The organism is Amycolatopsis sp. NPDC058986 (assembly GCF_042741125.1).
Lineage (GTDB): Bacteria > Actinomycetota > Actinomycetes > Mycobacteriales > Pseudonocardiaceae > Amycolatopsis.
Genome location: NZ_JBHYJW010000030.1, coordinates 77888 through 102703, shown reverse-complemented (window position 1 = coordinate 102703; position 24816 = coordinate 77888). Strand labels below are relative to the sequence as shown.

The window sequence follows — 24816 nt, the reverse complement described above, 5'->3', positions numbered from 1 at the left end:
CAAGGAGCGAGATGTGACCCACGACTCCGTCCCAGATCCTGGTCCTCCAGTTAGGTAGAGGGGTTAGCCTCGTAAGAGTGACTTCAGCCAAGACGGTCAATGTGCTCGGGATCGGTGGTTCGCTGCGAGCGGGCTCGCAATCCGAACGCGCGCTGCGCATCGCGCTCGACGGCGCGGCCGAACTCGGCGTCCACACCGAGCTGCTCCCTGGCCCGGACCTTGTGCTGCCGTTCTACGACCCCGCGGCACGGGACCGGGACGAGCGGGCCGTGCACCTGATCGACGCCATCCGCCGCGCGGACGGCATCATCGTCGTCTCGCCCGGGTACCACGGTGCGCTGTCCGGGCTGGTCAAGAACGCCTTGGACTACGTCGAGGACCTGCGCGAGGACGTGCGGCCCTATCTCGACGGCCGCGCCGTCGGCCTCGCGGCGGTCGCCTACGGCTGGCAGGCCGCGGTCACCACACTGGAGCAGCTCCGCACGATCACGCACGCCCTGCGCGGCTGGACGACCCCGCTCGGCGGCTCGATCAACTCGGCGGAAACGAAGTTCGACGAGGGCGGCGGCGCCTCCGACGAGAAGTCCGTGCGCACGCTGCGCCTCATCGGCCGTCAGGTCGCGGAGTTCGCCATCACTCGCGCGGGTTGACCCACGTTTCTTCGCCCACCTTCCGGGTATTCCGTCGAGTGACGCCTGCCATGACCGGCAATGTTTCCGTACTTTCGAAACGTTGTTACTCATTGCAGGCGCTCGACGGTGAGTGCTCCGACAAGGAGGTAGGCGAAGGCATGGCTGAGGCTCTTTACACCGCTGTCGCGACGGCTCGCGGCGACGGCCGCAACGGCGAGGTCACCTCGTCCGACGGTGTCATCGACGAGTCGCTGGCGATTCCCAAGGAGATGGGCGGGCCCGGCGGTGACAAGACCAACCCCGAGCAGCTTTTCGCCGCAGGCTATTCCGCGTGCTTCCACAGTGCGCTGCAGCTGGTCGCTCGCCAGTCGAAGGTCCAGCTGTCCGATTCCACGGTGACCGCCGAAGTCAGCGTGCTCAAGAAGGACGTGGGCTTCGGGCTCGCGGTCGCGCTGAAGGCGTCGCTGCCCGGGCTGGAGCAGGGGCAGGCCGACGAGCTGGTCGCGCAGGCACACCAGGTGTGCCCGTACTCCAACGCAACGCGGGGAAACATCGAGGTCGCGCTCTCCGCGACCGTCTGATCCGGCTTTCGACTGCCAGGTCGGCCGGAACCGGCTGAAAGGAACGAGAACACCATGTCCACTTCTCCGATCAAGAGCCCGCTCGCCGAGGCCGACAAGGAGATCACCGGGAACGTCCTGCAGGCGACCCTGGTGGATCTGGTCGACTTGTCGCTGATCGCCAAGCAGGCGCACTGGAATGTCGTCGGCGCCAACTTCCGCAGCGTGCACCTCCAGCTCGACGAGCTGGTCGACACCGCGCGCACCTACGTGGACGAGGTCGCCGAGCGCGCCAACGCCATCGGCGTCTCGCCGAACGGCAAGGCACGGACGGTCGTCGAGAGCTCCGGCGCGCCCGAATACCCGGACAACTGGCAGTCCGTGGAATCGACGGTCGCCGCGATCGTCGACATCCTCGCGAAGCTGATCGAGCGGCTGCGGGCCCGTATCGACGAGACCGACAAGAGCGACCTGGTCACTCAGGACCTGCTCATCGAGATCACCCAGGCGCTGGAGAAGGCGCACTGGATGTGGCAGGCCCAGCAGGCCTGACCCCGACCCTGCCGGGTGGCGCGGGGGTGCCCTGGACGCCGGACAGCGCTACCGTGCGAATCATGGTGCTGCATCAGGGAAAACCGTCCCACCCGGCACGTCGTGGGGGAACGAATCCGCTCTTCGGCGGGGCGAATCCGGCGGAAGCCGCGCAGCTGGTCCCGCCGCGCGACAAACTCGGCGACGACCCGCTCGCGCCGGACACCGCCTATCAGCTCGTCCGCGACGAGCTGATGCTCGACGGCAACGCCCGGCTCAACCTCGCCACGTTCGTGACAACGTGGATGGAGCCGCAGGCACGGGTGCTGATGGCCGAATGCGTCGACAAGAACATGATCGACAAGGACGAGTACCCGCAGACGGCCGAGCTGGAACGCCGCTGTGTCACCATCCTCGCCGACCTGTGGCACGTGCCCGACCCGAACGACGTCATCGGCTGTTCCACGACCGGCTCGTCGGAAGCGTGCATGCTCGCCGGGATGGCGCTCAAGCGCCGGTGGTCGAAGCTGGGCCGCACCGGGCGGCCGAACCTGGTGATGGGCGCGAACGTCCAGGTGTGCTGGGAGAAGTTCTGCGAGTACTGGGAGGTCGAGCCGCGGCTGGTGCCGATGGACGGCGACCGGTACCACCTGTCCGCCGAGGAGGCGGTGGCCCGCTGCGACGAGAACACCATCGGCGTCGTCGCGATCCTCGGGTCCACTTTCGACGGTAGCTACGAGCCGGTCGCCGAGATCACCGCGGCGCTCGACGAACTCGCCGCGCGGACCGGCTGGGACATCCCCGTGCACGTCGACGGCGCCTCCGGCGCGATGATCGCGCCGTTCCTCGACCCGGACCTGGTGTGGGACTTCCGGTTGCCGCGGGTCGCTTCGATCAACACCTCCGGCCACAAGTACGGCCTCGTCTACCCCGGCGTCGGCTGGGTGGTGTGGCGGGACAAGGCGGCGTTGCCCTCGGAACTGGTGTTCAACGTGAACTACCTGGGTGGCGACATGCCGACTTTCGCGCTGAACTTCTCCCGTCCCGGCGCCGAAGTCGCCGCGCAGTACTACACCTTCGTCCGCCTGGGACGCGAAGGATTCCGTGCCGTGCAACAGGCGTCGCGTGACGTCGCGACGTACCTGGCGGAGGGCATCGAAGCGCTCGGGCATTTCGAACTGCTGACCCGCGGTGACCAGCTCCCGGTCTTCGCCTTCACCACGAAGAAGTCGGTGACCGCGTTCGACGTCTTCGACGTTTCGCGGCGGCTGCGCGAACGCGGCTGGCTCGTGCCCGCGTACACGTTCCCGGAGAACCGGACCGACCTCGCGGTGCTGCGGATCGTGGTGCGCAACGGCTTCACCCACGACCTCGCGGATCTGCTGCTGGCCGACCTGACCCGCGTCCTTCCCGAACTGGAGGCGCAGAGCGGCCCGTCGAAGAACCAGGTGTCGAGCTTTCACCACTAGCTGGCTGTCGGTGCTACCGGCGGGTAATGTCGGGTGCATGGGTGTTGCCGCGGAGGAACGTCAGGCGTTGTGCACGCTGTTCGAGCAGGTCGGGCCGGACGCGCCGACGCTGTGCGAGGGCTGGGCGGCGCGCGATCTCGCGGCGCATCTGCTCGTCCGCGAGCACCGGCCGGACGCCGCGCCCGGCATCCTGATCCCGGCGCTCGCCAAGCACACCCAGCGTGTCCAGGACTCGTACGCCGCGCGTCCGTGGAGTGAGCTGGTCCAGAAGATCCGCCAGGGCCCGGCCTGGTACTGGCCGACCTCGTTCGGTTCGCTGGACGAGGCGGCCAACACCGCCGAATTCCTGGTGCACCACGAGGACGTCCGCCGTGCCCAGCCAGACTGGGAACCGCGCGAACCGGATGCCCGGCGCGACGCGGCGGCGTGGCGCTCGGCGCGGCAGATCGCCAAGGTGAACTTGCGCAAATCGCCGGTCGGCGTCACGCTGCGCACCCCGGACGGCCAGGAGGCGGCGGTCAAGACCGGCCCGGACGTCGTGACCGTGGTCGGCGCGCCGGTGGATCTGCTGCTGTTCTGCTTCGGCCGCGACGCGGTGCGCGTGTCGTTCGAGGGCGCCGAAAACGCCGTCGGACGGCTCAAGACGCTGAGCCGCGGCTTCTAACGCTCAGTGCTCTGAAGGCCACCTTGAGGGCGTCCTAGTCTCTCAAGGTGGCCTTCAGTGCACGTGCCAACGTCAGCGAAGTCCGAGTGCGCGCAGGGCGAAGTGCACCTCGATCGACGTCTGCTTGATGGTTTCCGCGATCACCAGCGAGCCGTGCCCGGCGTCGTAGCGGTAGAACTCGTAGGGCGCGTCCCTGCCGCTGAGCCGGTCGAGGTAGTTCTCGACCTGCCGGATCGGACAGCGCGGGTCGTTGTCGCCGGCGAGCACCAGCAGCGGCGCGGCGACCGCGTCGACGTAGGTGATCGGCGAACATTCGCCGTAGAGCGCCGGAACGTCCTCGGGCGAGCCGCCGAACAGCGCCCGGTCGAACGAGCGCAGCTGCTCCATTTCGTCCTCGTAGGCCGCGATGTAGTCGGCGACCGGCACTCCGGCGATCCCCGCCGCCCATCGCGCGGGCTGGGTGCCGAGGGCGAGCAGGCTGAGGTAACCGCCCCAGGACGCCCCGTTCACGACGCACTTCGCCGGGTCGGCGAGTCCACTTTGGACAGCCCAGTCGTGCACGGCGGCGACGTCCTCCAGCTCGGTCAGCCCGGGACGGCCTTCGATCGCGTCGCGCCAGGCCGAGCCGTAGCCGGTGGAGCCCCGGTAGTTCACCTCGACCACGGCGAAACCGGCGTCGAGCCAGACCGCGCGGTATGCCGAGAATCGGTCCTCGTCGGCCGAGTGCGGGCCGCCGTGCAGGGAGAACACCGTCGGGAGCGGGCCTTCCGGGGCGTCTGCCGGCCGCGACACCAGCGCGTGGATCCGGCCGCCGACCCCCTCGACGAACGCGTCGGTGATCGGCGCCGAGCCGGGCGGGCGCTCGCCGGGAGGTTCGAGGAGTACGGCGTCGGTGCCGTCGGCCTTCCTGGCACGCACCGCCGTCGGCTCCGCGGCGCTCGACCACGAGTACTCGACCGTGCCGTCCGGACGCACGCCGGCGCCGCCGATCCGGCCGGCCGGTGTGTCCAAAGAGGACAGCTCGGTGGTTTCGAGGTCGTAGCGGTACAGCGAGCTACGGCCCTGGTGGAAGTGGACGACGAGCAGCGCCCGTGCGTCGGGGTACCAGTCCGCGACGACCTCGCCCGGCAGGCCGAGGTCGATTTCGGTCTCGGTGTCCGCGCGCACGTCCCAGACCAGCAGCTCCTCGCGCCCCCGGCGTTCGTGCAGGACCAGCAGGCGCGAGTCGCCCGCCACGGGGGAGAACTCCAGCGCGGACAGTCCCTTGCCCTCGCCGTCCCATTTCTCGGCGACGGTGGTGAACCCGTCGGTGGCGAGCACCCGCAGCGCCGGGTGCCGGGAGTCCCCGTGTTCGGAATGGGAGATGGCGATCAGTGTCTCGTCGCGGGACAGCGAGGCGATCCCGGCGTCGTCGGCGTGACTGTAGAAGCGCCGGGTCTCGCCGTCGATCCGCGCGAACAGCTCGCTGCCGTCGTCGGTCGAGACGCCGACCGCGGTGACGCGCGAGCCGATCTCCAGCCCGGCGGGGTAGCCGTCGTGGACGTCCGGCACGGCCTTCTCGGGCTTCTGCGGGGCGGCGCCGTCGGCGAACGGCTGGCGGACCCAGGACCCGAACTCGTCGCCGTCGGTGTCGTCGAACCACCAGATCCAGCGGCCGTCGGGCGAGGGGGTGGCGTGCAAGGTGCCGTTGGGCCGGTCGGTGACGCGGCGGTGGGTGTCCGTCGCGCGATCCCAGGCGTACACCTCCCAGACGCCGCTGGCGTTGGAGACGTAGACGTTGGCGTCGGGTGCGTCGCGGGCCCACTCGGGGACGGAGATGCGGGGTGCGTGGAAGCGTGCCCGCCAGCGGGTCTCGGCCGCGGCGTCGTCGAAGAGCCGGTCCGGGACCAGCGCGGACGGGTACTGCTTGGCTGACTGCGTGCTCACCCCTCGATCCTGCCACCTCGTGGCCGTACTGTGTGCGGCGTGCCAGAGGGTTACGCGCCGGGGTTCGGCGAAGACGCCATGTCCATGATGGCTGGCAGGACCGCCGGCGAACGCGCGGCCTTCGCGCTGCCGCTGTTCGCCCCGGACACCCGCGTCCTCGACCTCGGCTGCGGCCCCGGCACCATCACCGTCGACCTGGCCCCCGGCGCCCACGTCACCGGCGTCGACACCAACCTGGACCAGCTCGCCAGGGCGCGCGCGAAGGCGAGCAGGAGGCACAAGTCCACAGTGGACTTCCTGGCCGCGTCGGTCTACGCCCTACCCTTCGAAACGTCCACAATAGACGCCGCCTTCAGTCATGCCCTCTTCGAACACCTGAAAGATCCCCAAGCAGCCTTGGCGGAACTCAGAAGAGTCCTCCGCCCAGGCGCCACCCTGGCCATCTCCACCTCAGACTGGAGCAAAGCCAAACTCCGCCCACGAACCGCCAACGTAGAAGCCGCCCTCCGCGGCCACTACCTCCTACGCCGCCAAGCAGGCGGCAACCCTTTCGCGGGACGCACCATAGCCACCGAAGTAGCCACCGCAGGCTTCACCAACATCACCACAAGAACCCGCCACCGCGAAGACATGACCTACCGAGAACTGGCCGCCTACATAGAATCCAGACTGGCCGCCGCCCTCTCAAACCCCACTCCAGTCCCACACCGAGACCAACTGGCCTCCGCCGCCCGCTCCGCCCAAACCTGGCTCCACTCCAGCGATGGCTCCTTCTCCCAATCCTGGACAGAACTAACCGCCACCCGGTGACCAAACAAGGTGACCGACCAACCAACGGTGCCCACCACGGGGGCAAGGGGCGAAGCCCCAATCCACCCCCACAACGACCTCTCGCATGCTCAATCGACGATCTCACGTGATTGAACAGCGACCTCACGTGATTAAGCGGAGATCTCACGTGATCAGACGCGACACCCGTGATGGAAGGCGACACACAACGAACGGCGACAAAACAGCGGAACGCAACCACCCGCCGGGGGGTCCAGGGGGGCGAAGCCCTCCCTGGCGGGGGTCTGGGGGTTCGACCCCCAGGAGACACACGAGTAAGGCCCCGAGTTCGCGCTTTCCGCGAACACGGGGCCCTACAGACTTACTCGTCGGGGTGGCGGGATTTGAACCCACGACCTCCTCGACCCGAACGAGGCACGCTACCAAGCTGCGCCACACCCCGATTACCGCTGTACTGCTCAGTGGGTCGACAAGAAGTCTAGCGGACGCTGTTTCGGGCTTTGCGCGGGGCTTGCTTCCGGGGCTTCTGGGGCTCGGATCCGCGCGGGACCAGCGTCAACAGGCTGGCTTCCGGCGGGCAGGCGAAGCGGGCGGGTGCGTACGGTGACGTGCCGAGTCCGGCGGAGACGTGCAGCCACATGTGGGCGCCCCAGCGGGAGGCGCCGCGGGCGCGGGTGCGGTCGAGTTCACAGTTGGTGACCAGCGCGCCGTATCCGGGAATGCGGAGCTGACCACCGTGGGTGTGGCCGGCGAGGACGAGGTCGTAACCGTCGGTGGCGAAGGTGTCGAGGACGCGGGGTTCGGGTGAGTGAGTGACGCCGAGGCGGACGGCGGCGCGCCGGTCGGCGGGGCCGGAGATGTCGGTGTAGCGGTCGCGGCGGAGGTGGGGGTCGTCGACGCCTGCGGCGAAGACGGTCTGACCCGCGACGTCGACGGTGCGCCGGACGTGGGTGAGGTCGACCCAGCCGTGTTCGACGAAGGCTGCGCGGAGGTCACGCCAGGGCAGGTGGACGCCGTGGATGCGCTTCTTCTTGCCCTTGGGCATGAGATAGCGCGCGGGGTTCTTGGGTTTGGGCGCGTAGTAGTCGTTGCTGCCGAAGACGAAGACGCCCGGCCGGTCGAGCAGGGGCCCGAGGGCGCGCAGCACCGACGGCACGGCGGTGCGGTGCGAGAGGTTGTCCCCGGTGTTGACCACGAGGTCGGGGTCGAGCTCGTTCAGCGCGGCGACCCAGCGTTGTTTGCTGTGCTGCCCGGGGAGCATGTGCAGATCGGAGATGTGGAGGATGGTGAACGGCCGGGCGCCGGGTGCGAGAACGGGCAGCTCGGCGGTGCGCAGCGTCCAGTGGCGGCGTTCGATGCCGATGGCGTAACCGAGGGTCGCGGTGCCGAGCGCGAGGGTCCCCAAAGCGAGACGGCCGATGGTCGCCCCGGAAGAAGTACGTGCGTTACTGAGCGTGCTCACAATGTCCAGGATACGTGCTCATGGGTGGTTGGTGTTGGCCGGTTCCGGGAAATTCGGTGATTGATCTCCACCGGTGATTCGACTACGTCGGGTAGTCGTTTTCGTGGCGTTCGAGTTTGTCCGCCGGAACCCTTTTCGGATCTTCGCCGGTGTACTAGCGGTCCGCTGATCTTTTCGGTCTTCGGCGGAGCCGGGTTCCGCCGAATGGCCGAACCGTGGTGCGGATTACGGCAGTGAACCGGATTGGTTGTTTTTTCGTGAAGACTAAGCGGGCCCGGCCGTGGTGGCCGGGCCCGCTTCGTGCTCAGTCGTTGCCGCGCAGGTATTTCGGATCGGGTGCGGGCAGTGGCATGGCGGGCTGGTCCTTGAGGATGTTGACCATCGCGCCGAACCAGGTTCGCGCCGGGGTACCGCCACCGAACATGTTTCCCGCCTTGGGATCCCCGACCGAGACCACGTTGCCGGGGCCTCCGTCGCGTAGCCCGCCTCCGGTGCCGCCGGGGTGCTTGAAGACCATCGCCGCGCCCGCGAGCTGCGGGGTGGCGCCGACGAACGCGGCGGAGGCGCTGGTGTCGGTGGTTCCGGTCTTGCCGATCATCGGCCTGCCGTTCCAGTTCGGCGGGACGGCCTTGAACGAGGTGCCGCCGGGCTGGTCGTCCTTGCTCATCCCGACGGCGAGGGTGTTCGCGAGGCCTTCCGGAATGGCCTGTTCGCAGGCGGGTTCCTTGATGGGCTTCGGGTTCCCGTTGCGGTCGAGGACCTGGGCGATCGGCGTCGGCGGGCACCACGTCCCGCCACTCATGATCGTCGCCGCGACGTTGGCGAGTTCCAGGTTGCTGGTCGGGCTCACGCCGAGCGTGAACGAGCCTTGGCCGGGGTAGTTCGGCTTCGGGCCGAAATAGGAGAGCTGGTTCTGGTTCTCCTGGACGTTTTCGGACTTCGGGTCCACGGTGCCGCCGTTGGCCGGGGTGGAGGCCATCGTGTTCCGCATGCCGAGCCTGCTGGCCATCTCGACGACCGACTTCATGCCCGCTTTTTCTTCGAGGATCACGAAACCAGTGTTCGGCGAAGTGGCGAGCGCCTGTTGAAGCGACATCTGCGGCCCGTAGTTGCTTTCGCCGTAGTTGCTCAGGCAATACGCCCAGGTGCCGATACCGACCTTCGGACAGTTCTGGGCACCACCGGTGAAGACCTTGGACGCGTAACTCTGCGGGGTCTGGATCGTGTCGTTGATCCCGACCTTTCCTTGTTCCATCGCGGCGGCCGCGGTGAAGATCTTGTACGTCGATCCCGCGCCGGTCACGTTCGCGACGTCGTAGGGCAGGCCGTAGGTGGTCTGGCCCTGCGCCTGGTCGGTGCCGTAGTCACGGTTCGACGCCAGCGCGACGACTTCGTGGCGGTTCTTGCCCGGCCGCACCAGCGAGAGCGTGTTGGCGACGTTGTTCTGGGTCTTCTTGACCTGGGCTTCGGCGGAGTTCTTGGCCTCGTGGTTGACGTTCTTGTCCAGCGTGGACTTGATGGTGTAGCCGCCGGAGTACAGCTCGTCCTTGGACATCCCGGTCTGCTGGCGCAGGTAGTCCTCGACGTACTGGCAGAAGAACCCGTTCTCGGGCCCGGCGCCGATGCAGTTGGCGGCGGGCTTTGACGGCCCGTCGCCGCTGACGCCGAGCGGTTCGGCCTTGAAGCGGTCGGCGTCGGCCTTGGCGAGCTTCTGGTTTTCCACCATCCGGTCGAGCACGAGGTTGCGGCGCGAGGTGGCGGCGGCGGGGTGGTTCCACGGATCGTTCGCGATGGGGTTGTTCACCATGCCCGCCAGCAGCGCGGCCTGCGGCACGCTCAGCTTCTCCGGCGGGATCCCGAAGTAGGCCTGCGCGGCGGCGCCGACGCCGTAGATCTGCCGCGAGAACTCGACGATGTTCAGGTAGCCCGCGACGACCTGCTCCTTGGAGAGCTTCGTCTCCAGCTGGATCGCGATCCTGGCTTCCTTGAGCTTGCGCGCGACGGACTGCTCCTGAGCCTTCTCCTGCCCGATCTTGTCGTTCCGGTTGACCACGTTGATCAGGTAGTTCTTGACGTACTGCTGGGTCAGCGTCGAGGCGCCCTGGGTGTCCCCGCCCGCGCCGTTGCTCACCGCGGCACGCAGGGTGCCTTTCCAGTCGACGCCGTGGTGCTCGTAGAAGCGCTTGTCCTCCACCGAGATCAGCGCCCACTTCATCGCGTCGTTGATCTGGTCCGTCTTCACCGGGATCCGGTACTGGCTGTACAGCGACGCGATCGGCGCGCCCGCCGAGTCGGTGACCGTGGTGACCAGCGGTGGCGGGATGTCGGCGAGGTCGGATGAGGTCTTGTCGACTGTCTCGCTGGCCTGGTTGGACACGACGCCGGCAGCGCCGACGACCGGGAAGAGTATCCCGGCGACGAGCACCCCCGCGAGCAGACAGAGGCCGAGGAGCTTGAAAAGACCATCCGTTTTGCGCACGGGGCCAGGGTACGCGGAGCTTGTGGTGGGGCTGTGACCTCACACCCGCCAAGGTGTGATGTCGGTGACAAAACAGACCCCGTGAGGTGACATCTGGTAGCGGGAGGCAAGCTAGGGCTTGGCGGGGGGAACCGAGGGCCCCTACAGTCCGTCAACGTCTTACGAAGAATGCCGACGGATGGCCGAGCGCGAGGAACAGGTCGCTCGGCCGAACGGAGGCCCGGCGCCGGGGAGGTGCCGGAGGTCGACGTGAGCAGAGGGAGACACGCTCGTGGGGTGGAGCGAGGGGCTTCGTCCACCGCGGTGTGTCGATCACCAGGGGAGGAGCTGGGGGTCAAATGGACAGCACCAGCCAGCAGAGCTGGCGAATCAACGCGTCCTGCCGGGACGCCGATCCGGATGGCCTGTTCGTCCGGGGAGCCGAGCAGAACCGGGCCAAGGCCGTGTGCATGGGCTGCCCGGTCCGGACCGAGTGCCTCGCCGAGGCGCTCGACGGCCGCATCAACTTCGGGGTCTGGGGCGGGATGACCGAACGGGAACGGCGGGCCCTGCTGCGCCGCCGCCCGGACGTCGCCAGCTGGGCGGACCTGCTGGAGGCGGCCAAGCGCGAGGCCGAGGTCAGGGTCGGCGTGAGCTGACGGCACGGTAGCGCCGCGTTCTTCGCTCTGGACGACGCGTCCGGGACATTCGACGTCTCGTGCGCGTCGCCCAGGGCATGCTCGCGCGCGCGATCGGACGGGCATACCGCCCGGGCGTGTCGCCGACGCGTCATCGAGGACATCGGCGCCACGGTCATGGCGTTACAGCGACCGCGGAACCCGGGTTTCAGCCCGCCATCTTGGCGCCGATGTCCCGCAGGCCCTCGATGTCGTGGACGTCGCCGGCGAGCGCGGGCACCCGCACCAGCGGCACCTCGGGATGCGCCTTGGTGAAGCGTGCGAGCAGCCGGGTCTCGCGGTCGGCGAGCGCGACGCGGTCCGCGTGCAGCCGCAGCACGGCCTCCGCCAGCGGCGCGCTCGTGTTGCCCTCCTGCAGCGACTCCGCCGCGGCCAGCGCCTCCGTGCCGGACAGCGGCGCGAGCACCGGATGCGTCCGGTTCGCGACCAGCCCGGCCAACGGCATCGATTCCTCGGACAGCCGCTCCACGAAGTAGGACGCCTCGCGCAGGGCGTCCGGCTCGGGCGCGGCCACCACCAGGAACGACGTCCCGGCCGACCGCAGCAGCTCGGCCGTCTTGCGGGCCCGTTCGCGGAAACCGCCGAACATGGTGTCGAAGGCCTGCATGAACGCCGACGCGTCGGTGAGCAGCTGACCGCCGATGATCGTCGACACCGCCTTGGCGAACATCGAGAACCCGGCGTTGACCACCTTGCGCAGGCCCCACCCGCCCGCCTTCGCTGGCCCGGTGAGCAGGCGGATCATCCGCCCGTCGAGCGCGCTCGAAAGCCGCGTCGGCGCGTCAAGGAAGTCCAGCGCGGACCGGCTCGGCGGAGTGTCGACGATGATGAGGTCCCATTCGTCGGTGGCCGCGAGCTGGCCCAGTTTTTCCATCGCCATGTACTCCTGCGTGCCGGAGAACGACGTGGAAATGGTCTGGTAGAAGGGGTTCTGCAGCAGTTGCTCGGCGCGTTCCGGGCCGGCGTGCTTGCGCACCATGTCGTCGAAGGTGCGGCGCATGTCGAGCATCATCGCCCACAGCTCCCCCTTCGGCTCGAACCCCGCGACCTGCACCTGACGCGGGTGGTTGCCGAGTTCCCGCAGGCCGAGCGCCTGCGCGAGCCGTCGAGCCGGGTCGATGGTGAGCACCACGGTCTGGCGGCCGCGTTCGGCCGCGCGCAGGGCGAGCGCGGCCGCGGTGGTCGTCTTGCCGACGCCGCCCGAGCCACAGCAGACGATCACGCGGCTCTGCGGATCGTCGAGCAAGGCGTCGATGTCGATCGCGGTCATGCGATCGCCTCGCTCCGCGAGACTGTGTCGAATTCCTTTTGGCGCATGATGTCCATGATTCGCTCGCAAGCGTCGCTCATAAGCGCACCCCCTGGTCGTACAGCGCCTCGGCCAGGTCGTACAGCGCCGCGACGTCGATGCCCTCGTTGATCTCCGGCAGCTCCAGCGTCGGCAGATCTGCCTCGGCGAGCTGCTCGCGCGCGCGTTGTTCGGCGGCCACCCGTACGGCGTGCTCGACCGTCTCCTCGACCAGCGCGTCCAGCGTTTCGTCGGGCAGCTTGAGCCCGGCCGACGCGAGTCCACTGCGGACGCGGGAGGCGTCGACCCGCCCGTCGGCCGCGGCGGTGACCGAGCGCGCGGGCAGCCGCGGCGGCCGGACCCGGTTCACCAGCGCGGCGCCGGGGCGCAGGTCGGCGCCGTCGAGTTCGGCGACGGCCTCGACGGTCTCGCGGACCGGCATCTCCTCCAGCAGGGTGACCAGGTGCACCGCGGTCTCCCCGGAGTGCAGCAGCCGGACGACGCCGTCGGCCTGGCCACGGATCGGGCCGGTCTTGGCGAGATCGGTCAGTGCCTTGGTGACGTCGAGGAACTTGACGACGCGGCCGGTCGGTGGTGAGTCGACGACGACGGCGTCGTAGGTGTGGCGCCCGTCGGACTCGGTGCGGCCGACGCACTCCTTGATCTTCCCGGTGAGCAGGACGTCCCGGAGGCCCGGCGCGAGCGTCGTCGCGAACTCGATCGCGCCCATCCGGCGCAGCGTCCGTCCGGCGAAGCCCAGGTTGTAGAACATCTCGAAGTATTCGAGCAGCGCCGCTTCGACGTCGATGTGCAGCGCGCGCAGCTCGCCCCCGCCGGGGACCGCCGCGATGCGCTGCTCGGCGTACGGCAGCGGCTCGGTGTCGAAGAGCTGCGCGATGCCCTGGCGGCCTTCGACCTCGATGAGCAGGACACGCCTGCCTTCGCGGGCCAGCGCGAGACCCAGCGCGGCGGCGAGCGTGGTCTTGCCCGTCCCGCCCTTGCCGGTGACGAAGTGCAGCCGGGCGCGGGCAAGCTCGTCGGACCAGCCGGTGGTGGGAGTTGTCACCGGATCACCCTAAAACAGGCGTTAACTCGCGAGCATCATGACGCTGACCGCTGCCGCGACGACGGCGACGATCACCCAGGTCGCCACGCCGGGCAGCACCGTGAGCATCAGCACAGCCAGCACCGCGAGCACGGTCAGCGTGACGACGCCCGAGAGCGCGACCTGGCCGGAACTGTTCGTCCGGTCCCTGGCCTTCGCCATCACGGCCAGCACGAGCGGCACCCCGGCCGCGGCCAGCAACACCGCCGCGACGATCCGCCAGGTCTCCACGGCTCAACGTTAGCGGTCCGTGAAGGCCTCCTTCACAGCGCTCAACGCTGTGAAGGAGGCCTTCACGGCACGTCAGCTGCCGAAGATGGAGGCGGGGCGGCAGGGCACGGGTTCGGCGTGCGCCGGGTCGAGGGCGTTGAGGACATGGCCCGCGGCGTTGCGGTCGAAGGCCAGCCCGAGATGCTCGGAGGTGTCGAGTGCGCAGGTGTCCTGCAGGACGATGTTGCGCACGTTCGGGCCGGAGCCGAGGCCGCTCGTGTAGGGAATGACGAGCTCGTCGTAGCGCGTGACGATGTTCGTGTAGCTCACGCCGGGCTGGAAGACCCCGTTGCCGCTGTGCAGTTCCTTCAGGAAGTCCGAACCGGACAGGAACTGCGTGCACGATCCGCACGCCGGGCTGAGCACACCGCTGATGAGCTGGCTCAGCCCGATCAGCTTCCCGGCTTGGTAGAGCTGTGAGAGCCCGAGCAGCGTGGTCCCGTTCCACAGCGGGGTAAGGCTCACGTACTTGTCCACTTTGGACGCGCCGCCGAGGAACTTCACGTAGTAGGACGGCATCAGCGTGCCCTCGGAGTGGCCGAGGATGTCCACCTTGGACGCCCCGGTGGCGGCGAGCACCTTGTCGACGAACGCCGAGATCTGCCGAGCGGATTCCTCCATCGGGTTGAGGCCGCCCGGCTGGTAGATCGGCAGTCCGAGGCCGTTTTTGCCGTAGGTGAGGGAAAACACGCAGTACCCGTTGTTCTTCAGCAGCGGGCTGTAGGTGTTCCAGTTGACGGTCTGGTTGGCGCTCAGCCCGTGCAGCATCACGACCGGCCGCGGGTGTGTGGCGCTCGGCTTGCATGAGAAGTCGTTGGCGCCGGGCGGCGAACCGTCCGGGTTGCGTAGCTGGGCCGCGACGGCGTCGGCGGCGGTCCACGGCACGGGAAGCTCGCTCGACGCACTGGCGGCGGGGGCGAAGATCAGCGCGAGGGCCGCGGCCAGGATGGCGGCGGCGAGGGACTTCGTTGTCCGCATGGTCACGTCCTATCTACTCGTGAGTAGGTGTGAAGTGAACCACAAGCGGACCGGTTTCGGCGAGTCGTTACGTGATTACTCGCGGCGGTTTTCCGGACGCGCCCCCGCGGGGCTTGTCAGCTTGGCTACGCTCCCCGGCTATGAGCACGACCAAATGGGAGTACGCGACCGTCCCGCTCCTGATCCACGCGACGAAGCAGATCCTCGACCAGTGGGGCGAGGACGGCTGGGAGCTGGTCACCGTGCTGCCCAACCCGACGGGCGAGCAGCACGTCGCGTACCTCAAACGAGCCAAATAATCAGAACTGTGCAGCTCCCGCTGCTCCGTTGAGGGCGGTGGCGGGGGCATGGATGGATGAAGGGGAAACCCTCGATGACCTGGAGCGATCGGCTAGCCGAGCTCGGTATCGAACTACCAGGGGTCGCGGCGCCGCTGGCGGCCTACGTGCCCGCCGTGCGCAGCGGTTCGCACGTCTACACCTCCGGCCAGCTGCCCTTCGTCGACGGCGTCCTCGCCGCGACGGGCAAGGTCGGCGCGGAGGTCAGCCCCGAAGAGGCGAAGAAACACGCCCGCACGTCCGTGCTCAACGCGCTCGCCGCGGTGCACGCGCTCGTCGGCGTCGACGAGATCGTCCGGGTCGTCAAGGTCGTCGGCTTCGTCGCTTCCGCGGAGGGCTTCACCGGCCAGCCCGCGGTGGTCAACGGCGCGTCCGAGCTGCTGGGCGAGGTGTTCGGCGAGGCGGGTATCCACGCGCGCTCGGCCGTCGGCGTCGCGGAGCTGCCGATCGGCTCGCCGGTCGAGATCGAACTGATCGTGGAGGTGCGGTGATGGACCCCGACATCGAACAGGCCACCCACGAACTGCTGCTCCGGCTGGCCGGGCGGCTGCCCGACCAGCTGCTCTGGCGGTTCCGGGACTGGCTGGGCGAGGGCGCGATGGGCACGCTCGCCAGGACACTCCCGAGGTCTTTGCTAAAGCACAGGATTGACCTCGATCAAACCGAGTACCGCCTGCTTGTCGCGGGACTCATCCCGCACGGCGCCGACTGGCACCAGGTGAGTTCCACGCTGGGGGTAGACGACGTCACCGAGACCCGGTACACATTCACGCAGAGTGCGCCCGAATGGGTGAACTCTGTCGATTCCGTGTCCGTTTTGATGCACGCAACGTTGCGTGGTCGCCCGGACGTGGGTGAAGTGCGACAGAGCTGGCGTCACCTCGACGTGGTCGGTGAGACCGGGACCAAGCGCGTGCTGCTGGTCACGGCGTTGTCCGGCCTGCCGAGGCTGACCGGCGAGCTGCAGCGGGTGCTGCGGGTGCTGGGCGACGAAGAGCCCAGCGTCGAGGTCATCCCGCCGCGCTTCGACCTGCCCGGATACCACCGGGCAGCGCTCGCGAGTTCCGAGCTGGTGTGTCTCGGTGCCGTGGGCACCGGGAATCGTCTGGTAGCCGCATAGCGCTCGCTCCGCCAGCGAGCTGGGAGGGAGCAAGCACATGGTGGAGGTCCACGACGCCCCGCCGATGGACGGGTTTTCGGTACCGCTGCGTCTGCACAATCTGCTGCTGGCACTGGCCGGCCGGATCGACGACAGCGCGCTGACCGAAGCGCGTGAACTGATCGCCCATGCCCACATCGACGAAGCGGTCGAACTCACCACCGGCACCCTGATCGCCGGGAAGATCACGGTGAGTTCGGCCGAACAGCGCGAGCTGGCGCTCGTGCTGGAGATGAGCCGCTCGGACGCGACACTCGCGAACGACCTGCTCGTCGACGAAGCCGAACAGGTGCACAGCCACCGGTTCAGCGGGGAGAACCAGCCGGAGTTCGGGCTCGCCGAGGCGCTCGACCGGACCCTGCAGGTACTCCCGGACGTCCGCTCCGTGCACGCGGTGTGGCGCATCACCCCGGCGGGCAGTGTGCCGGGCGCGTTGCCGCAGCGTGTGGTGCTCGTGGAGCTGGGCCCCGAGGGCAACCCGCCCGCGGTGGCCTTCCGCGTCGACTCCGCGCTCCGCCGCGCGGGCCTGCGTTCGGTCGTCGAGGTCAGCGGCCCCGGTGTCGCCCGCTCGGCGTACCACCAGTCCGCGGGCGCCGCGGCCACCCCGGTCTGGGTGGCGGGCAGCACGCAGGCGCCGAGCTACCACCGGCCCGAGCCGGTCGCGCCGGCGCCGCCGCCCGCCCCGGTGCCGGCTCCCGAGCCGGTGGCGGAGACCCCGAGCAGGCACGGCATCCGCACACCGGCGCCGGAACCGGCGCCGGCCCCGGTGGTGCCGATCGTCCAGGCGCCGGCACCGCAGCCGGCGCCCGCGCCTGCCGCACCGCCCGAGCAACCGGCGCGCAAGTCGCGGTCGGAGACGCGGGCCGAGCGCACCTCGGACCTGACTTCGGCCGAGGTGGCGCAGCTGCGCCGGGCGCTGGCCGAGGATCCGGAGAAGGGCCGCGAGATCGCCGCGGGCAAGCCGAGCATGCACGAGGTCGTCGAGCTGCCCGCGCTGGATCTCGACGATCCGAGCCTGAGCGAGCGTGACCGGGCGTTGCTGCGTGAGCTGCACGCCGAACTGGCCGAGCGGGAGCGCGCCGAAGCCGCGAAGATCCGGCTCAACGGCGCGTCGCGGAGTGGCGGAGATCGCTGGAACGCTTGAGGTATCGGCGAAGTCCGGAGGTATGTTGCCGGGGTGCCTGATTCTCCTGACGAGCTGATCTTCGACATCCCGGTCGGCGCCGGGGTCGGTACCCGGGCCAACGAGGACGGTCCGCCCGTCACGCCGAAGGACGCCGCCACGGTGATCCTTCTGCGTGACGGGGGCGCCGGCCTCGAGGTCTTTCTCCAGCACCGGGTCCGGGGCATGGCCTTCGCCGGGGGCATGACCGTGTTCCCCGGCGGCGGGGTCGATCCTCGCGACGCCGACGCGTCCGTGCGCTGGGCGGGTCCCGACCCGGCCTGGTGGGGCGAGTTGTTCGGCGCCACCGAGGACGGCGCCCGCGCGCTGGTGTGTGCGGCGGTGCGAGAGACGTTCGAGGAGTGCGGCGTCCTAGTGGCTGGGATCGGCGATGTGCCGGTGACCGATGTCACGCCCTTCGCCGAAGCCCGGCAGGATCTACTGGCGCGCAGGGTTTCGCTCGCGGAGTTCCTGTCCGGTGCGGAGCTGACGCTGCGGGCCGATCTGTTCCGGCCGTGGGCGCACTGGGTCACCCCCGAGGCGGAGCCGCGTCGCTACGACACCCGGTTCTTTCTCGCGAAGCTGCCCGAGGGGCAGGAGGCGGACGGGGCGACGTCGGAGGCGACGAGTTCGGGCTGGCAGCGTCCTGCCGAAGCCCTCGAGGACGCCAGGGCGGGCAAGCGCATGTTGATGCCGCCGACCTGGGTGACGCTCAACGAGCTGACCACGTTCGACACCGCCGAGGAAGCGCTTGCGGCCGAGCGCGTCATCACCCGGATCGCCCCGACCTTGGTCCGCGAAGGCGACAAGGTCCGCGTCGTGTTGGAGGAAGTGTGAGTGCCCCCGCGTACGGCGTGCTGCGCCGGGTTTCCGAGTCGGCGTCGGTACTGCTGGAGAACAACCCCTCGTCGATGACGCTGGAGGGCACGAACAGCTGGGTGCTGCGCGCGCCGGACGCGAAGGCCGCGGTCGTCGTCGACCCCGGCTACCGGGATCTCGAGCATCTCGAACTGCTCGCGGACGTCGGGGCGGTCGAACTGGTGCTGCTCACCCACCACCATCCCGACCACGCCGAGGGCGCGCCGTGGTTCGCCGAGCGTGTCGGCGCTCCGGTGCGGGCCTTCGACCCGTCGCTGTGCCTCGGCGGAGAGTCCCTTGTGGACGGTGAGACCGTCGTGGCGGGCGGGCTGGCGATCGAGGTCGTGCACACACCGGGGCACACCGACGACTCGGTGTCGCTGCGCATGGACGGCCAGGTCCTGACCGGGGACACCGTCCTCGGCCGCGGCACGACCGTGCTGCACGACCTCGGCGACTACCTGCGCTCGCTGCGCAAACTCGTCGAGCTGCCGACGGCGACGCTGGGCCTGCCTGGGCACGGTCCCGAGCTTCCCAATCTGGCCTCGACCGCTCGTGAGTACCTTGCGCATCGGGAACAGCGGCTGGAGCAGGTGCGTTCGGCCCTGCGGGTGCTCGGTACGGACGCGACGCCGCGTCAGGTGGTCGAGGTCGTCTACGCCGACGTCGACCGCGCGCTGTGGGCGCCCGCCGAGCTGAGCGTGCAGGCGCAGCTGGACTATCTGCGTTCTACGGAGGTTGGCGAATGAGCGACGCTCGCACGAGTGACGTCGAGGTCGAGTACTACTGGCGGCCGGGGTGCCCCTTCTGCATGACGCTGGAGGGCCCGTTGCGGGCCAGTGACCTGAACATCCGCGAGTTCAACATCTGGGAGGACCCTGACGCGGCCGCCAGGGTGCGCGCGGTGGCGGACGGGAACGAGGTCGTGCCCACGGTGATCATCGGCTCGACCGCACTGGTCAACCCGAGCTTCGCCGAGATCGAAGCCGCGGTCCGCGCCGCCGAGGCCGCCTGAGGTTCGAGCTTAACGGCATACGCGCCAGGAGGGTGGCCGGGTGGAGCAAGGGACCTTTGCTCACGTTTTGCCCGTCGGCCCGCCTTCCGCACTGGCTCGCCCCCGGAGCATCGTGGCCGGGTGGGAGCGAGGGACCTTTGCTCTCGTTTCGGCGCGGGTAGGCGTGGCGAGGGCAATGCCGCAGGTCAGCGGGCGGCACCGACAAGTTCGGTGGTCGCGATCTTCGGCGAGCGTGCGCGCGGCGGGCGGACCGTGCCGCGCAGCAGCCAGAGGAGCGCGCCCATCGCGACGCCGACGCAGGCCGCCGCCACGAACGCCGCCCAGGTGCCGACGTGCTCGACCAGTGAGCCGCTGATCGACTGGCCTGCCGCGAGCCCGAGCGTCACCGAGGTGAGCACCCAGCCGAACGCCTCGGCCGCGGTGCCCTCCGGCGCGACGAGTTCGATCGTCGCGGAGTGGGTGGTCGACTGCGGGGTGATCAGGGCACCGGCCAGCAGCATCGTCACCGCAAGCCCCCACAGCGACGACGGCAGCGCCAGCAACGCGACCAGCGCGCCGAAGCCGCCGAGCAGCACCGGCAGCCGCAGGCCCAGCTTCCTCGGCCATGGCCGCAGGCTGTAGACGACACCGAAGGCGACCGAGCTCAGCGACCAGGCCGACAGCAGTACGCCGCCGATCGAGGCATGCCCCGCCTCGGTCGCAGCCGCGGGCACCGCGACCTCGACGAAGCCGATCACCGCGCCGAAGCCCAGCGCGGCCAGCGCGAGCGTGCGCATCCCCGGGCTCTCCAGCGCGCCGAGCAGCCGACCAGCCGGGTTCGCCGACGGGCCCCATGCCCGCACGACCGGGGTCAGCGCGAACGTCGTCGCGCCGATGATCATGGTGATCGTCCCGGTCACGATGCCCGTGCCCGCCCACGGCGCGGCGATCAGCAGCCCGGCGAAACCGGGGCCGAGGATGAAGAAGACCTCCATGCTGATCGCTTCGTAGGAGAACGCGGCGTTGCGGGCGCCACCGGGCGGCAGCAGCCGGGTCCACAGTGCCCGGGACGCCGAACCCACGGTCGGCTGGGTGAGGCCGGTCGCGGCGCCCAGCGCGATCAGGACCGCGGTCGGCATGTGGGCGTCGATGGCCAGGACCAGCCCGGTCGTGGCGAGCGCGAAGAGCAGTGTCGTCACCAGCAGCGGCCGGGTCGGGCCGAAACGGTCGATGAGCCTGCCCTGGCCCACCGCGCCCAGTGAGACGCCCGCCAGCAGGCTGGCCGACACGACTCCCGCCGCCGCGAACGAACCGGTCTCGCGCTGGACGTAGAGCATGGCGGAGATGCCGATCATGGCGATCGGCAGGCGCGCGAGCACGGACGCCACGGCGGCGGCGCGGGAGCCGGGCGTGGTCAGCGCGGTGCGGTAGTCGGCGAGGGAGGTGTGGTTCTCGTGGGCAGCGGACACAGACTGGGACACATGTACCAGTATGCAGTGGACTGGTACGCCAGTACCAGTTGTTTGACGGTCACCTTCGTCACTGTCAAGCTTGGAGCAGGAACTCTCGGGCGCCTCGATCAGGTCTCGATCCGGTAACGCTATGTGGATTCTCCGTGAACTCGCGCAACGAAACCGGGGAGTCAGCGTCCTTGAGAGTGAATGGCCTTGAATTCGTGGGTATGGGCCAGCGATGGTTGTACAACTCAACACAATCACCCAGCTCCCTCCGGCATATGGGTCGGGGCCTGATCCGGAGGGCGGGGAGCGCGAATCGTCGGGGGATGGTCCGCGCAAGCAAAGAGCCGGTGCGCCACGTCGGGGGTGGCGCCCGGCTCTTTGTTTTGTTCGAGCCACGCTCGTCGGGTCGCGTGGCCCCGCCAGTCTCGTGGCCTTCACCCCTGCGGGGTAGCCCTGACGTGGTGAACAGGTGACCAACATGGGCTGAACGCAGTAGCCGAAAGAGGCGCCTTCGGTGCGCGGGGGCGTCTACTCGAACAAGGTGACCACGGCTGGGGGTCCAGGGGGCGAAGCCCCCTGGCGGGGGTTTGGGGGTTCGACCCCCAAGAGACACAACGAAGAGAGCCCCGTTTGCGCTTTCCGCAAACAGGGCTCTCCCGCGAACGCAGTACTACCGGGCGCGGCGGGCGAGGCGCTCCGGGTCCAGGATCAGGACGCTCTTGCCTTCCAGTCGCAGCCAGCCGCGGTGCGCGAAGTCGGCGAGCGCCTTGTTGACGGTCTCGCGCGAGGCGCCGACGTACTGGGCGATCTCCTCCTGCGTCAGGTCGTGCGTGACCCGCAGCAGCCCCGCCTCCTGGCTGCCGAAGCGCTGCGCGAGCTGCAGCAGCGCCCGCGCCACGCGACCGGGGACGTCGGTGAAGATCAGCTCGGCGACCATGTTGTTGGTCCGGCGCAGCCGGCGCGCGACCACACGCAGCAGCTGCTCGGCGATCTCCGGCCGGGTCGAGATCCACTGGCGTAGCGCCGGGCGGTCCATCGTCACCGCGCGCACCTCGGTCACCGTCGTCGCGCTGGACGTCCGCGGGCCGGGGTCGAAAATGGACAGTTCGCCGAACATGTCCGACGGGCCGAAGATGCCGAGCAGGTTCTCGCGCCCGTCGGGCGACTTGCGGCCGATCTTCACCTTGCCGGACTGGATGATGTACAGCTTGTCGCCGGGTTCGCCCTCGTTGAAGATGACGTGGCCACGAGGGAACTCCACGGATTCCAGGGTCTGGGCCAGTGCCTCAGCGGCCGCCGGCTCCACCCCCTGGAAAATGCCCGCACGGGCCAGGGTTTCGTCCACCTCGGGTGCCTCCTCATCGAGAAACGACCCGCCTCCCGGTAGCCGGGAAACGTGTCGCCCATCACTTTCGCGTCAGTCTAGGGTGTGCTCGCGAGATCGTCTCCCGGGCGCGCCGCGCGCCGCGCGTCGGCCGGAAACGATCTCGCTCGACACTGGAGCCTAACTCCGCACGCGTCGCGCGCGTAGCCTGGCTGCCCTCCCGCCGAGCCGCCGTAGCCGAAAAAGCTCCAGCGCTCGGCCGATCCCGTGCCCGTACAGGGCCCTGACCTCGTTGGGCTGCGCCTGCTCGAGGAACTCCTCGACCTCGTTCTCCTGAACCGCGACGTGCTTGAGCCTGCTCTCCACCCGCTCCATGAACAGGGCGAAGAACATGATCACCAAGGGCACCAGGATGACGAACCAGACGGTCATGACAGACGTCCACTACGGTCGGTGACTAGGCGTGACTCGATGGCAAAGCTTGGCATTGACTCCAGATCCTCGCTCATGGCGGCCTGAACTGCGCCGAGGTGGTGTTCTGGCGTGTCGGCCGTCCACCGGGTGGGTGCTCCCATCGGCTCGTCCGACGACGCCCGTAGGCTATCGGGGTGCCTCCTGCCGCCACTAACGCACCCCGCAAGGGCCACGCCAGCGAGAGCCGGCTTGCTTTGGTGAGACGCGCGCGGCGCATGAAGCGTTGCCTCGACGACGTGTATCCGGACGCCCATTGCGAGCTGGACTTCACCACGCCGCTGGAGCTGCTGGTCGCCGTGGTGCTTTCGGCGCAGACCACCGACGTCCGGGTGAACATGGTCACTCCCGCGCTCTTCAAGCGCTACCGCACCGCGGCCGACTATGCCGGTGCCGACCGCGCCGAGCTGGAGGAGTACCTCCGCTCGACCGGCTTCTACCGGGCCAAGGCGAACTCCGTGATGGGGCTGGGCGCGGCGCTGGTGGAGCGGTTCGACGGCGAGGTGCCCGGCAAGCTAGAGGATCTCGTCACGCTGCCCGGCGTCGGCCGCAAGACCGCGAACGTCGTGCTGGGCAACGCCTTCGACGTCCCCGGCATCACGGTGGACACCCACTTCGGACGGCTCGTCCGCCGCTGGGGCTGGACGACCGAAGAGGACCCGGTCAAGGTCGAGCACGCCGTCGGCGAGCTGATCCCCCGCAAGGAGTGGACGATGCTCTCGCACCGGGTGATCTTCCACGGCCGCCGCGTGTGCCACTCCCGCAAACCGGCGTGCGGCGCGTGCCCGCTGGCCAAGGACTGCCCCTCGTACGGCACCGGGCCGACCGGGTTCGAGGAGGCCGCCAAACTCGTCAAGGGCGAGGAGCGCGAGCACATCCTGGCGCTCGCGGCGCCCCGGTGACCAAGGTCACCAAGTGGGCGCTCGTGGTGGCGGTGCTCGCCGTCGCGTTGCTGGTCGCGCTGCTGCCAAGGGGTGGCGACTCGAAGCAGACGCCTCCGTCGCCGGGGCTCGCCGACGCGCGTGCGAAGGCCGCGCTTTCGCCCTGCCCCAGCCCTTCGGCCGGCGAAGTCGAAGCCCTGCGCGGGGTCTCGGCGGAGTGTCTCGGTGACGGCGCCAAGGTCGATCTCGGGCAAGCGCTTTCCGGCGGTCCCGTGCTGGTCAACGTCTGGGCGTCGTGGTGTCAGCCGTGCCGGACGGAGCTGCCCGTGCTCCAGGACTACGCGCGTCAGCCCGGCGCGGTGAAGGTGCTCGGCGTCCAGGTGGCGAGTCCGGCGGAAGACGGACTCGGCCTGCTCGCCCAGCTCGGTGTCCACCTGCCGTCGGTCTACGACGGGCCGGGGCAGACCGGGCCGGTCCGGGAGGCGCTCAAACTGCCTTCGTCACTGCCCGCCTCCTACCTGGTGACCGCCGGTGGGCAGGTCCGGTTCATCGCGAACCCACGCGTGTTCCGGGACACTGGCGAGGTGCGTGCAGCCATCGAAGCCACAACAGCAGGGGCCCCATGATCGGCCCGCTCGTGGAGCCCGACTCGGTCCCGGAATGGCTTCGTCCCCTCGTCAAGGTGAGTGGCGAGGTCGACTCGCGGACGTTCACCCGGTTCAACCCGCCCGATGACCGCTACACCCGGTCGGCGGCCGTGCTGATCCTGTTCGGCGAGCGGGCCGAGGGGCCGGACGTCCTGTTGCTGCGCCGCGCCGACACGCTGGGCTCGCACGCCGGGCAGGTCGCCTTTCCCGGCGGCGGAGCCGAGGAAGGCGATGGCGGCCCGGTCGGGACCGCGCTGCGCGAGGCGGAGGAGGAGACCGGCGTCGTGCCGTCGGGGGTCCGTCCCATCGCGGTACTGCCCGAGTTGTACGTCCCGGTGTCGCGTTTCGCCGTGACGCCGGTGCTCGCGCATTGGGAAACCCCTTCGCCGGTCCACGCGGTCGATCCCGCGGAGACGGCATCGGTGGCCAGGGTCGCGCTGGCCGATCTCGCCGATCCGGCGAACCGGTTCATGGTGCGCAAACCGGGCGCGTCGTGGAAGGGACCCGCGTTCGAGGTCGACGGATTGTTCGTCTGGGGATTCACCGCCGGCCTGCTGTCCGTGCTGCTCGGCCTGGGCGGCTGGGAGCGGGAGTGGGATCCCGGCGATGTCCGTGACCTTGACGTAGCGTTGGCCGAATACCGGGCGCGCGTCGCCGCGGAAGACGGTCGAGGCGTGACTGGCGAGGAGTAA

General features: G+C 69.3%; 27 protein-coding genes and 1 tRNA gene. 17 read left to right on the top strand and 11 right to left on the bottom strand.

Going from position 1 to position 24816, the window contains the following annotated elements:
* The first annotated feature begins 77 nt into the window (after positions 1–77).
* The 5 genes from ACFW0G_RS25540 to ACFW0G_RS25520 all read left to right on the top strand — a co-directional run bounded on the left by ACFW0G_RS25540 (position 78) and on the right by ACFW0G_RS25520 (position 3856).
* Positions 78–650 carry an NADPH-dependent FMN reductase gene (locus ACFW0G_RS25540; protein WP_378327906.1) on the top strand — a complete coding sequence of 191 codons (573 nt, stop codon included), beginning with the start codon at positions 78–80 and terminating at the stop codon, positions 648–650.
* A gap of 140 nt (positions 651–790) precedes the next feature.
* Positions 791–1213 carry an organic hydroperoxide resistance protein gene (locus ACFW0G_RS25535; protein ID WP_378327905.1) on the top strand — a complete coding sequence of 141 codons (423 nt, stop codon included), beginning with the start codon at positions 791–793 and terminating at the stop codon, positions 1211–1213.
* A 54-nt stretch (positions 1214–1267) separates the two neighbouring features.
* Entirely contained in the window at positions 1268–1744 is a 477-nt protein-coding gene (locus tag ACFW0G_RS25530; RefSeq protein WP_378327904.1) for a Dps family protein, read from the top strand.
* A gap of 62 nt (positions 1745–1806) precedes the next feature.
* The gene (locus tag ACFW0G_RS25525; protein ID WP_378327903.1) at positions 1807–3192 is read left to right on the top strand and encodes a glutamate decarboxylase; all 1386 of its coding nucleotides are present in this window, start codon (positions 1807–1809) and stop codon (positions 3190–3192) included.
* Between the two features lie 37 nt (positions 3193–3229).
* On the top strand, positions 3230–3856 hold the full coding sequence (locus ACFW0G_RS25520; RefSeq protein WP_378327902.1) for a TIGR03085 family metal-binding protein: 627 nt from the start codon (positions 3230–3232) through the stop codon (positions 3854–3856).
* A 72-nt stretch (positions 3857–3928) separates the two neighbouring features.
* Here the strand turns inward: ACFW0G_RS25520 and ACFW0G_RS25515 are convergent, their stop codons facing one another.
* Positions 3929–5782 (bottom strand): prolyl oligopeptidase family serine peptidase, encoded by a 1854-nt coding sequence (locus tag ACFW0G_RS25515; protein ID WP_378327901.1) that lies wholly within the window; start codon positions 5780–5782, stop codon positions 3929–3931.
* A gap of 39 nt (positions 5783–5821) precedes the next feature.
* Between ACFW0G_RS25515 and ACFW0G_RS25510 the strand changes: the two genes are divergently transcribed.
* Positions 5822–6592 (top strand): methyltransferase domain-containing protein, encoded by a 771-nt coding sequence (locus tag ACFW0G_RS25510; RefSeq protein WP_378327900.1) that lies wholly within the window; start codon positions 5822–5824, stop codon positions 6590–6592.
* Between the two features lie 347 nt (positions 6593–6939).
* Here the strand turns inward: ACFW0G_RS25510 and ACFW0G_RS25505 are convergent.
* The 3 genes from ACFW0G_RS25505 to ACFW0G_RS25495 all read right to left on the bottom strand — a co-directional run bounded on the left by ACFW0G_RS25505 (position 6940) and on the right by ACFW0G_RS25495 (position 10512).
* Positions 6940–7013, bottom strand: a tRNA-Pro gene (locus ACFW0G_RS25505).
* A 36-nt stretch (positions 7014–7049) separates the two neighbouring features.
* Positions 7050–7991: a metallophosphoesterase gene (locus tag ACFW0G_RS25500; protein WP_378327914.1), complete on the bottom strand. Its 942-nt coding sequence runs from the start codon at positions 7989–7991 to the stop codon at positions 7050–7052.
* Positions 7992–8337: 346 nt separating this feature from the next.
* Positions 8338–10512: a transglycosylase domain-containing protein gene (locus tag ACFW0G_RS25495; RefSeq protein WP_378327899.1), complete on the bottom strand. Its 2175-nt coding sequence runs from the start codon at positions 10510–10512 to the stop codon at positions 8338–8340.
* Positions 10513–10850: 338 nt separating this feature from the next.
* Here ACFW0G_RS25495 and ACFW0G_RS25490 point away from each other — a divergent pair, with 338 nt between their 5' ends.
* Positions 10851–11150 (top strand): WhiB family transcriptional regulator, encoded by a 300-nt coding sequence (locus tag ACFW0G_RS25490; RefSeq protein WP_378327898.1) that lies wholly within the window; start codon positions 10851–10853, stop codon positions 11148–11150.
* 187 nt (positions 11151–11337) lie between these two features.
* On the opposite strand, the gene ACFW0G_RS25485 is transcribed toward ACFW0G_RS25490, so the two are convergent.
* The 4 genes from ACFW0G_RS25485 to ACFW0G_RS25470 form a co-directional block, all read right to left on the bottom strand.
* Positions 11338–12459 carry an ArsA family ATPase gene (locus ACFW0G_RS25485; protein ID WP_378327897.1) on the bottom strand — a complete coding sequence of 374 codons (1122 nt, stop codon included), beginning with the start codon at positions 12457–12459 and terminating at the stop codon, positions 11338–11340.
* 76 nt (positions 12460–12535) lie between these two features.
* Positions 12536–13543, bottom strand: a complete 1008-nt coding sequence (locus ACFW0G_RS25480) for an ArsA-related P-loop ATPase (RefSeq protein WP_378327896.1) — start codon at positions 13541–13543, stop codon at positions 12536–12538.
* Positions 13544–13564: 21 nt separating this feature from the next.
* The gene (locus ACFW0G_RS25475; protein WP_378327895.1) at positions 13565–13813 is read right to left on the bottom strand and encodes a hypothetical protein; all 249 of its coding nucleotides are present in this window, start codon (positions 13811–13813) and stop codon (positions 13565–13567) included.
* 72 nt (positions 13814–13885) lie between these two features.
* Positions 13886–14830, bottom strand: a complete 945-nt coding sequence (locus tag ACFW0G_RS25470) for an esterase/lipase family protein (protein WP_378327894.1) — start codon at positions 14828–14830, stop codon at positions 13886–13888.
* Positions 14831–14970: 140 nt separating this feature from the next.
* Here ACFW0G_RS25470 and ACFW0G_RS25465 point away from each other — a divergent pair, with 140 nt between their 5' ends.
* From ACFW0G_RS25465 to ACFW0G_RS25435, 7 genes are all read left to right on the top strand, one after another.
* Entirely contained in the window at positions 14971–15129 is a 159-nt protein-coding gene (locus ACFW0G_RS25465; protein ID WP_378327893.1) for a hypothetical protein, read from the top strand.
* Between the two features lie 74 nt (positions 15130–15203).
* Positions 15204–15659 carry a RidA family protein gene (locus tag ACFW0G_RS25460; protein ID WP_378327892.1) on the top strand — a complete coding sequence of 152 codons (456 nt, stop codon included), beginning with the start codon at positions 15204–15206 and terminating at the stop codon, positions 15657–15659.
* A complete protein-coding gene (locus tag ACFW0G_RS25455; RefSeq protein WP_378327891.1) occupies positions 15659–16288 on the top strand; it encodes a hypothetical protein in 630 nt (209 codons plus the stop codon). The genes ACFW0G_RS25460 and ACFW0G_RS25455 overlap by 1 nt, the downstream gene beginning before the upstream one ends.
* A 37-nt stretch (positions 16289–16325) precedes the next feature.
* The gene (locus ACFW0G_RS25450; protein WP_378327890.1) at positions 16326–17471 is read left to right on the top strand and encodes a hypothetical protein; all 1146 of its coding nucleotides are present in this window, start codon (positions 16326–16328) and stop codon (positions 17469–17471) included.
* Between the two features lie 33 nt (positions 17472–17504).
* On the top strand, positions 17505–18326 hold the full coding sequence (locus tag ACFW0G_RS25445; protein WP_378327889.1) for an NUDIX hydrolase: 822 nt from the start codon (positions 17505–17507) through the stop codon (positions 18324–18326).
* Entirely contained in the window at positions 18323–19096 is a 774-nt protein-coding gene (locus tag ACFW0G_RS25440) for an MBL fold metallo-hydrolase (protein ID WP_378327888.1), read from the top strand. Before ACFW0G_RS25445 ends, ACFW0G_RS25440 begins: the two co-directional genes overlap by 4 nt.
* A complete protein-coding gene (locus ACFW0G_RS25435) occupies positions 19093–19362 on the top strand; it encodes a glutaredoxin family protein (RefSeq protein ID WP_378327887.1) in 270 nt (89 codons plus the stop codon). Before ACFW0G_RS25440 ends, ACFW0G_RS25435 begins: the two co-directional genes overlap by 4 nt.
* Positions 19363–19547: 185 nt before the next feature.
* On the opposite strand, the gene ACFW0G_RS25430 is transcribed toward ACFW0G_RS25435, so the two are convergent.
* The 3 genes from ACFW0G_RS25430 to ACFW0G_RS25420 all read right to left on the bottom strand — a co-directional run bounded on the left by ACFW0G_RS25430 (position 19548) and on the right by ACFW0G_RS25420 (position 22557).
* Entirely contained in the window at positions 19548–20822 is a 1275-nt protein-coding gene (locus tag ACFW0G_RS25430) for an MFS transporter (RefSeq protein WP_378327886.1), read from the bottom strand.
* Positions 20823–21471: 649 nt separating this feature from the next.
* Complete coding sequence (locus tag ACFW0G_RS25425; protein ID WP_003081747.1) at positions 21472–22146, bottom strand: Crp/Fnr family transcriptional regulator; 675 nt, start codon at positions 22144–22146, stop codon at positions 21472–21474.
* Positions 22147–22305: 159 nt separating this feature from the next.
* Positions 22306–22557: a hypothetical protein gene (locus tag ACFW0G_RS25420; protein ID WP_013230551.1), complete on the bottom strand. Its 252-nt coding sequence runs from the start codon at positions 22555–22557 to the stop codon at positions 22306–22308.
* A gap of 257 nt (positions 22558–22814) precedes the next feature.
* Between ACFW0G_RS25420 and nth the strand changes: the two genes are divergently transcribed.
* Genes nth through ACFW0G_RS25405 form a run of 3 tightly spaced genes read left to right on the top strand, consistent with a single transcriptional unit; the run spans position 22815 to position 24816 of the window.
* Positions 22815–23498 carry an endonuclease III gene (nth, locus tag ACFW0G_RS25415; RefSeq protein WP_378327885.1) on the top strand — a complete coding sequence of 228 codons (684 nt, stop codon included), beginning with the start codon at positions 22815–22817 and terminating at the stop codon, positions 23496–23498.
* A complete protein-coding gene (locus tag ACFW0G_RS25410; RefSeq protein WP_378327884.1) occupies positions 23495–24103 on the top strand; it encodes a TlpA family protein disulfide reductase in 609 nt (202 codons plus the stop codon). Before nth ends, ACFW0G_RS25410 begins: the two co-directional genes overlap by 4 nt.
* Positions 24100–24816, top strand: a complete 717-nt coding sequence (locus ACFW0G_RS25405; RefSeq protein ID WP_378327883.1) for an NUDIX hydrolase — start codon at positions 24100–24102, stop codon at positions 24814–24816. The genes ACFW0G_RS25410 and ACFW0G_RS25405 overlap by 4 nt, the downstream gene beginning before the upstream one ends.

What these genes read in the sequence shown, in the direction of transcription:
- ACFW0G_RS25535 (WP_378327905.1), top strand. Translation starts at nt 791, where the DNA reads ATGGCTGAGGCTCTTTACACCGCTGTCGCGACGGCTCGCGGCGACGGC.
- ACFW0G_RS25530 (WP_378327904.1), top strand. Translation starts at nt 1,268, where the DNA reads ATGTCCACTTCTCCGATCAAGAGCCCGCTCGCCGAGGCCGACAAGGAG.
- ACFW0G_RS25525 (WP_378327903.1), top strand. Translation starts at nt 1,807, where the DNA reads ATGGTGCTGCATCAGGGAAAACCGTCCCACCCGGCACGTCGTGGGGGA.
- ACFW0G_RS25520 (WP_378327902.1), top strand. Translation starts at nt 3,230, where the DNA reads ATGGGTGTTGCCGCGGAGGAACGTCAGGCGTTGTGCACGCTGTTCGAG.
- ACFW0G_RS25490 (WP_378327898.1), top strand. Translation starts at nt 10,851, where the DNA reads ATGGACAGCACCAGCCAGCAGAGCTGGCGAATCAACGCGTCCTGCCGG.
- ACFW0G_RS25485 (WP_378327897.1), bottom strand. Translation starts at nt 12,459, where the DNA reads ATGACCGCGATCGACATCGACGCCTTGCTCGACGATCCGCAGAGCCGC.
- ACFW0G_RS25470 (WP_378327894.1), bottom strand. Translation starts at nt 14,830, where the DNA reads ATGCGGACAACGAAGTCCCTCGCCGCCGCCATCCTGGCCGCGGCCCTC.
- ACFW0G_RS25465 (WP_378327893.1), top strand. Translation starts at nt 14,971, where the DNA reads ATGAGCACGACCAAATGGGAGTACGCGACCGTCCCGCTCCTGATCCAC.
- ACFW0G_RS25460 (WP_378327892.1), top strand. Translation starts at nt 15,204, where the DNA reads ATGACCTGGAGCGATCGGCTAGCCGAGCTCGGTATCGAACTACCAGGG.
- ACFW0G_RS25455 (WP_378327891.1), top strand. Translation starts at nt 15,659, where the DNA reads ATGGACCCCGACATCGAACAGGCCACCCACGAACTGCTGCTCCGGCTG.
- ACFW0G_RS25450 (WP_378327890.1), top strand. Translation starts at nt 16,326, where the DNA reads ATGGTGGAGGTCCACGACGCCCCGCCGATGGACGGGTTTTCGGTACCG.
- ACFW0G_RS25435 (WP_378327887.1), top strand. Translation starts at nt 19,093, where the DNA reads ATGAGCGACGCTCGCACGAGTGACGTCGAGGTCGAGTACTACTGGCGG.
- ACFW0G_RS25420 (WP_013230551.1), bottom strand. Translation starts at nt 22,557, where the DNA reads ATGACCGTCTGGTTCGTCATCCTGGTGCCCTTGGTGATCATGTTCTTC.
- nth (WP_378327885.1), top strand. Translation starts at nt 22,815, where the DNA reads ATGAAGCGTTGCCTCGACGACGTGTATCCGGACGCCCATTGCGAGCTG.
- ACFW0G_RS25405 (WP_378327883.1), top strand. Translation starts at nt 24,100, where the DNA reads ATGATCGGCCCGCTCGTGGAGCCCGACTCGGTCCCGGAATGGCTTCGT.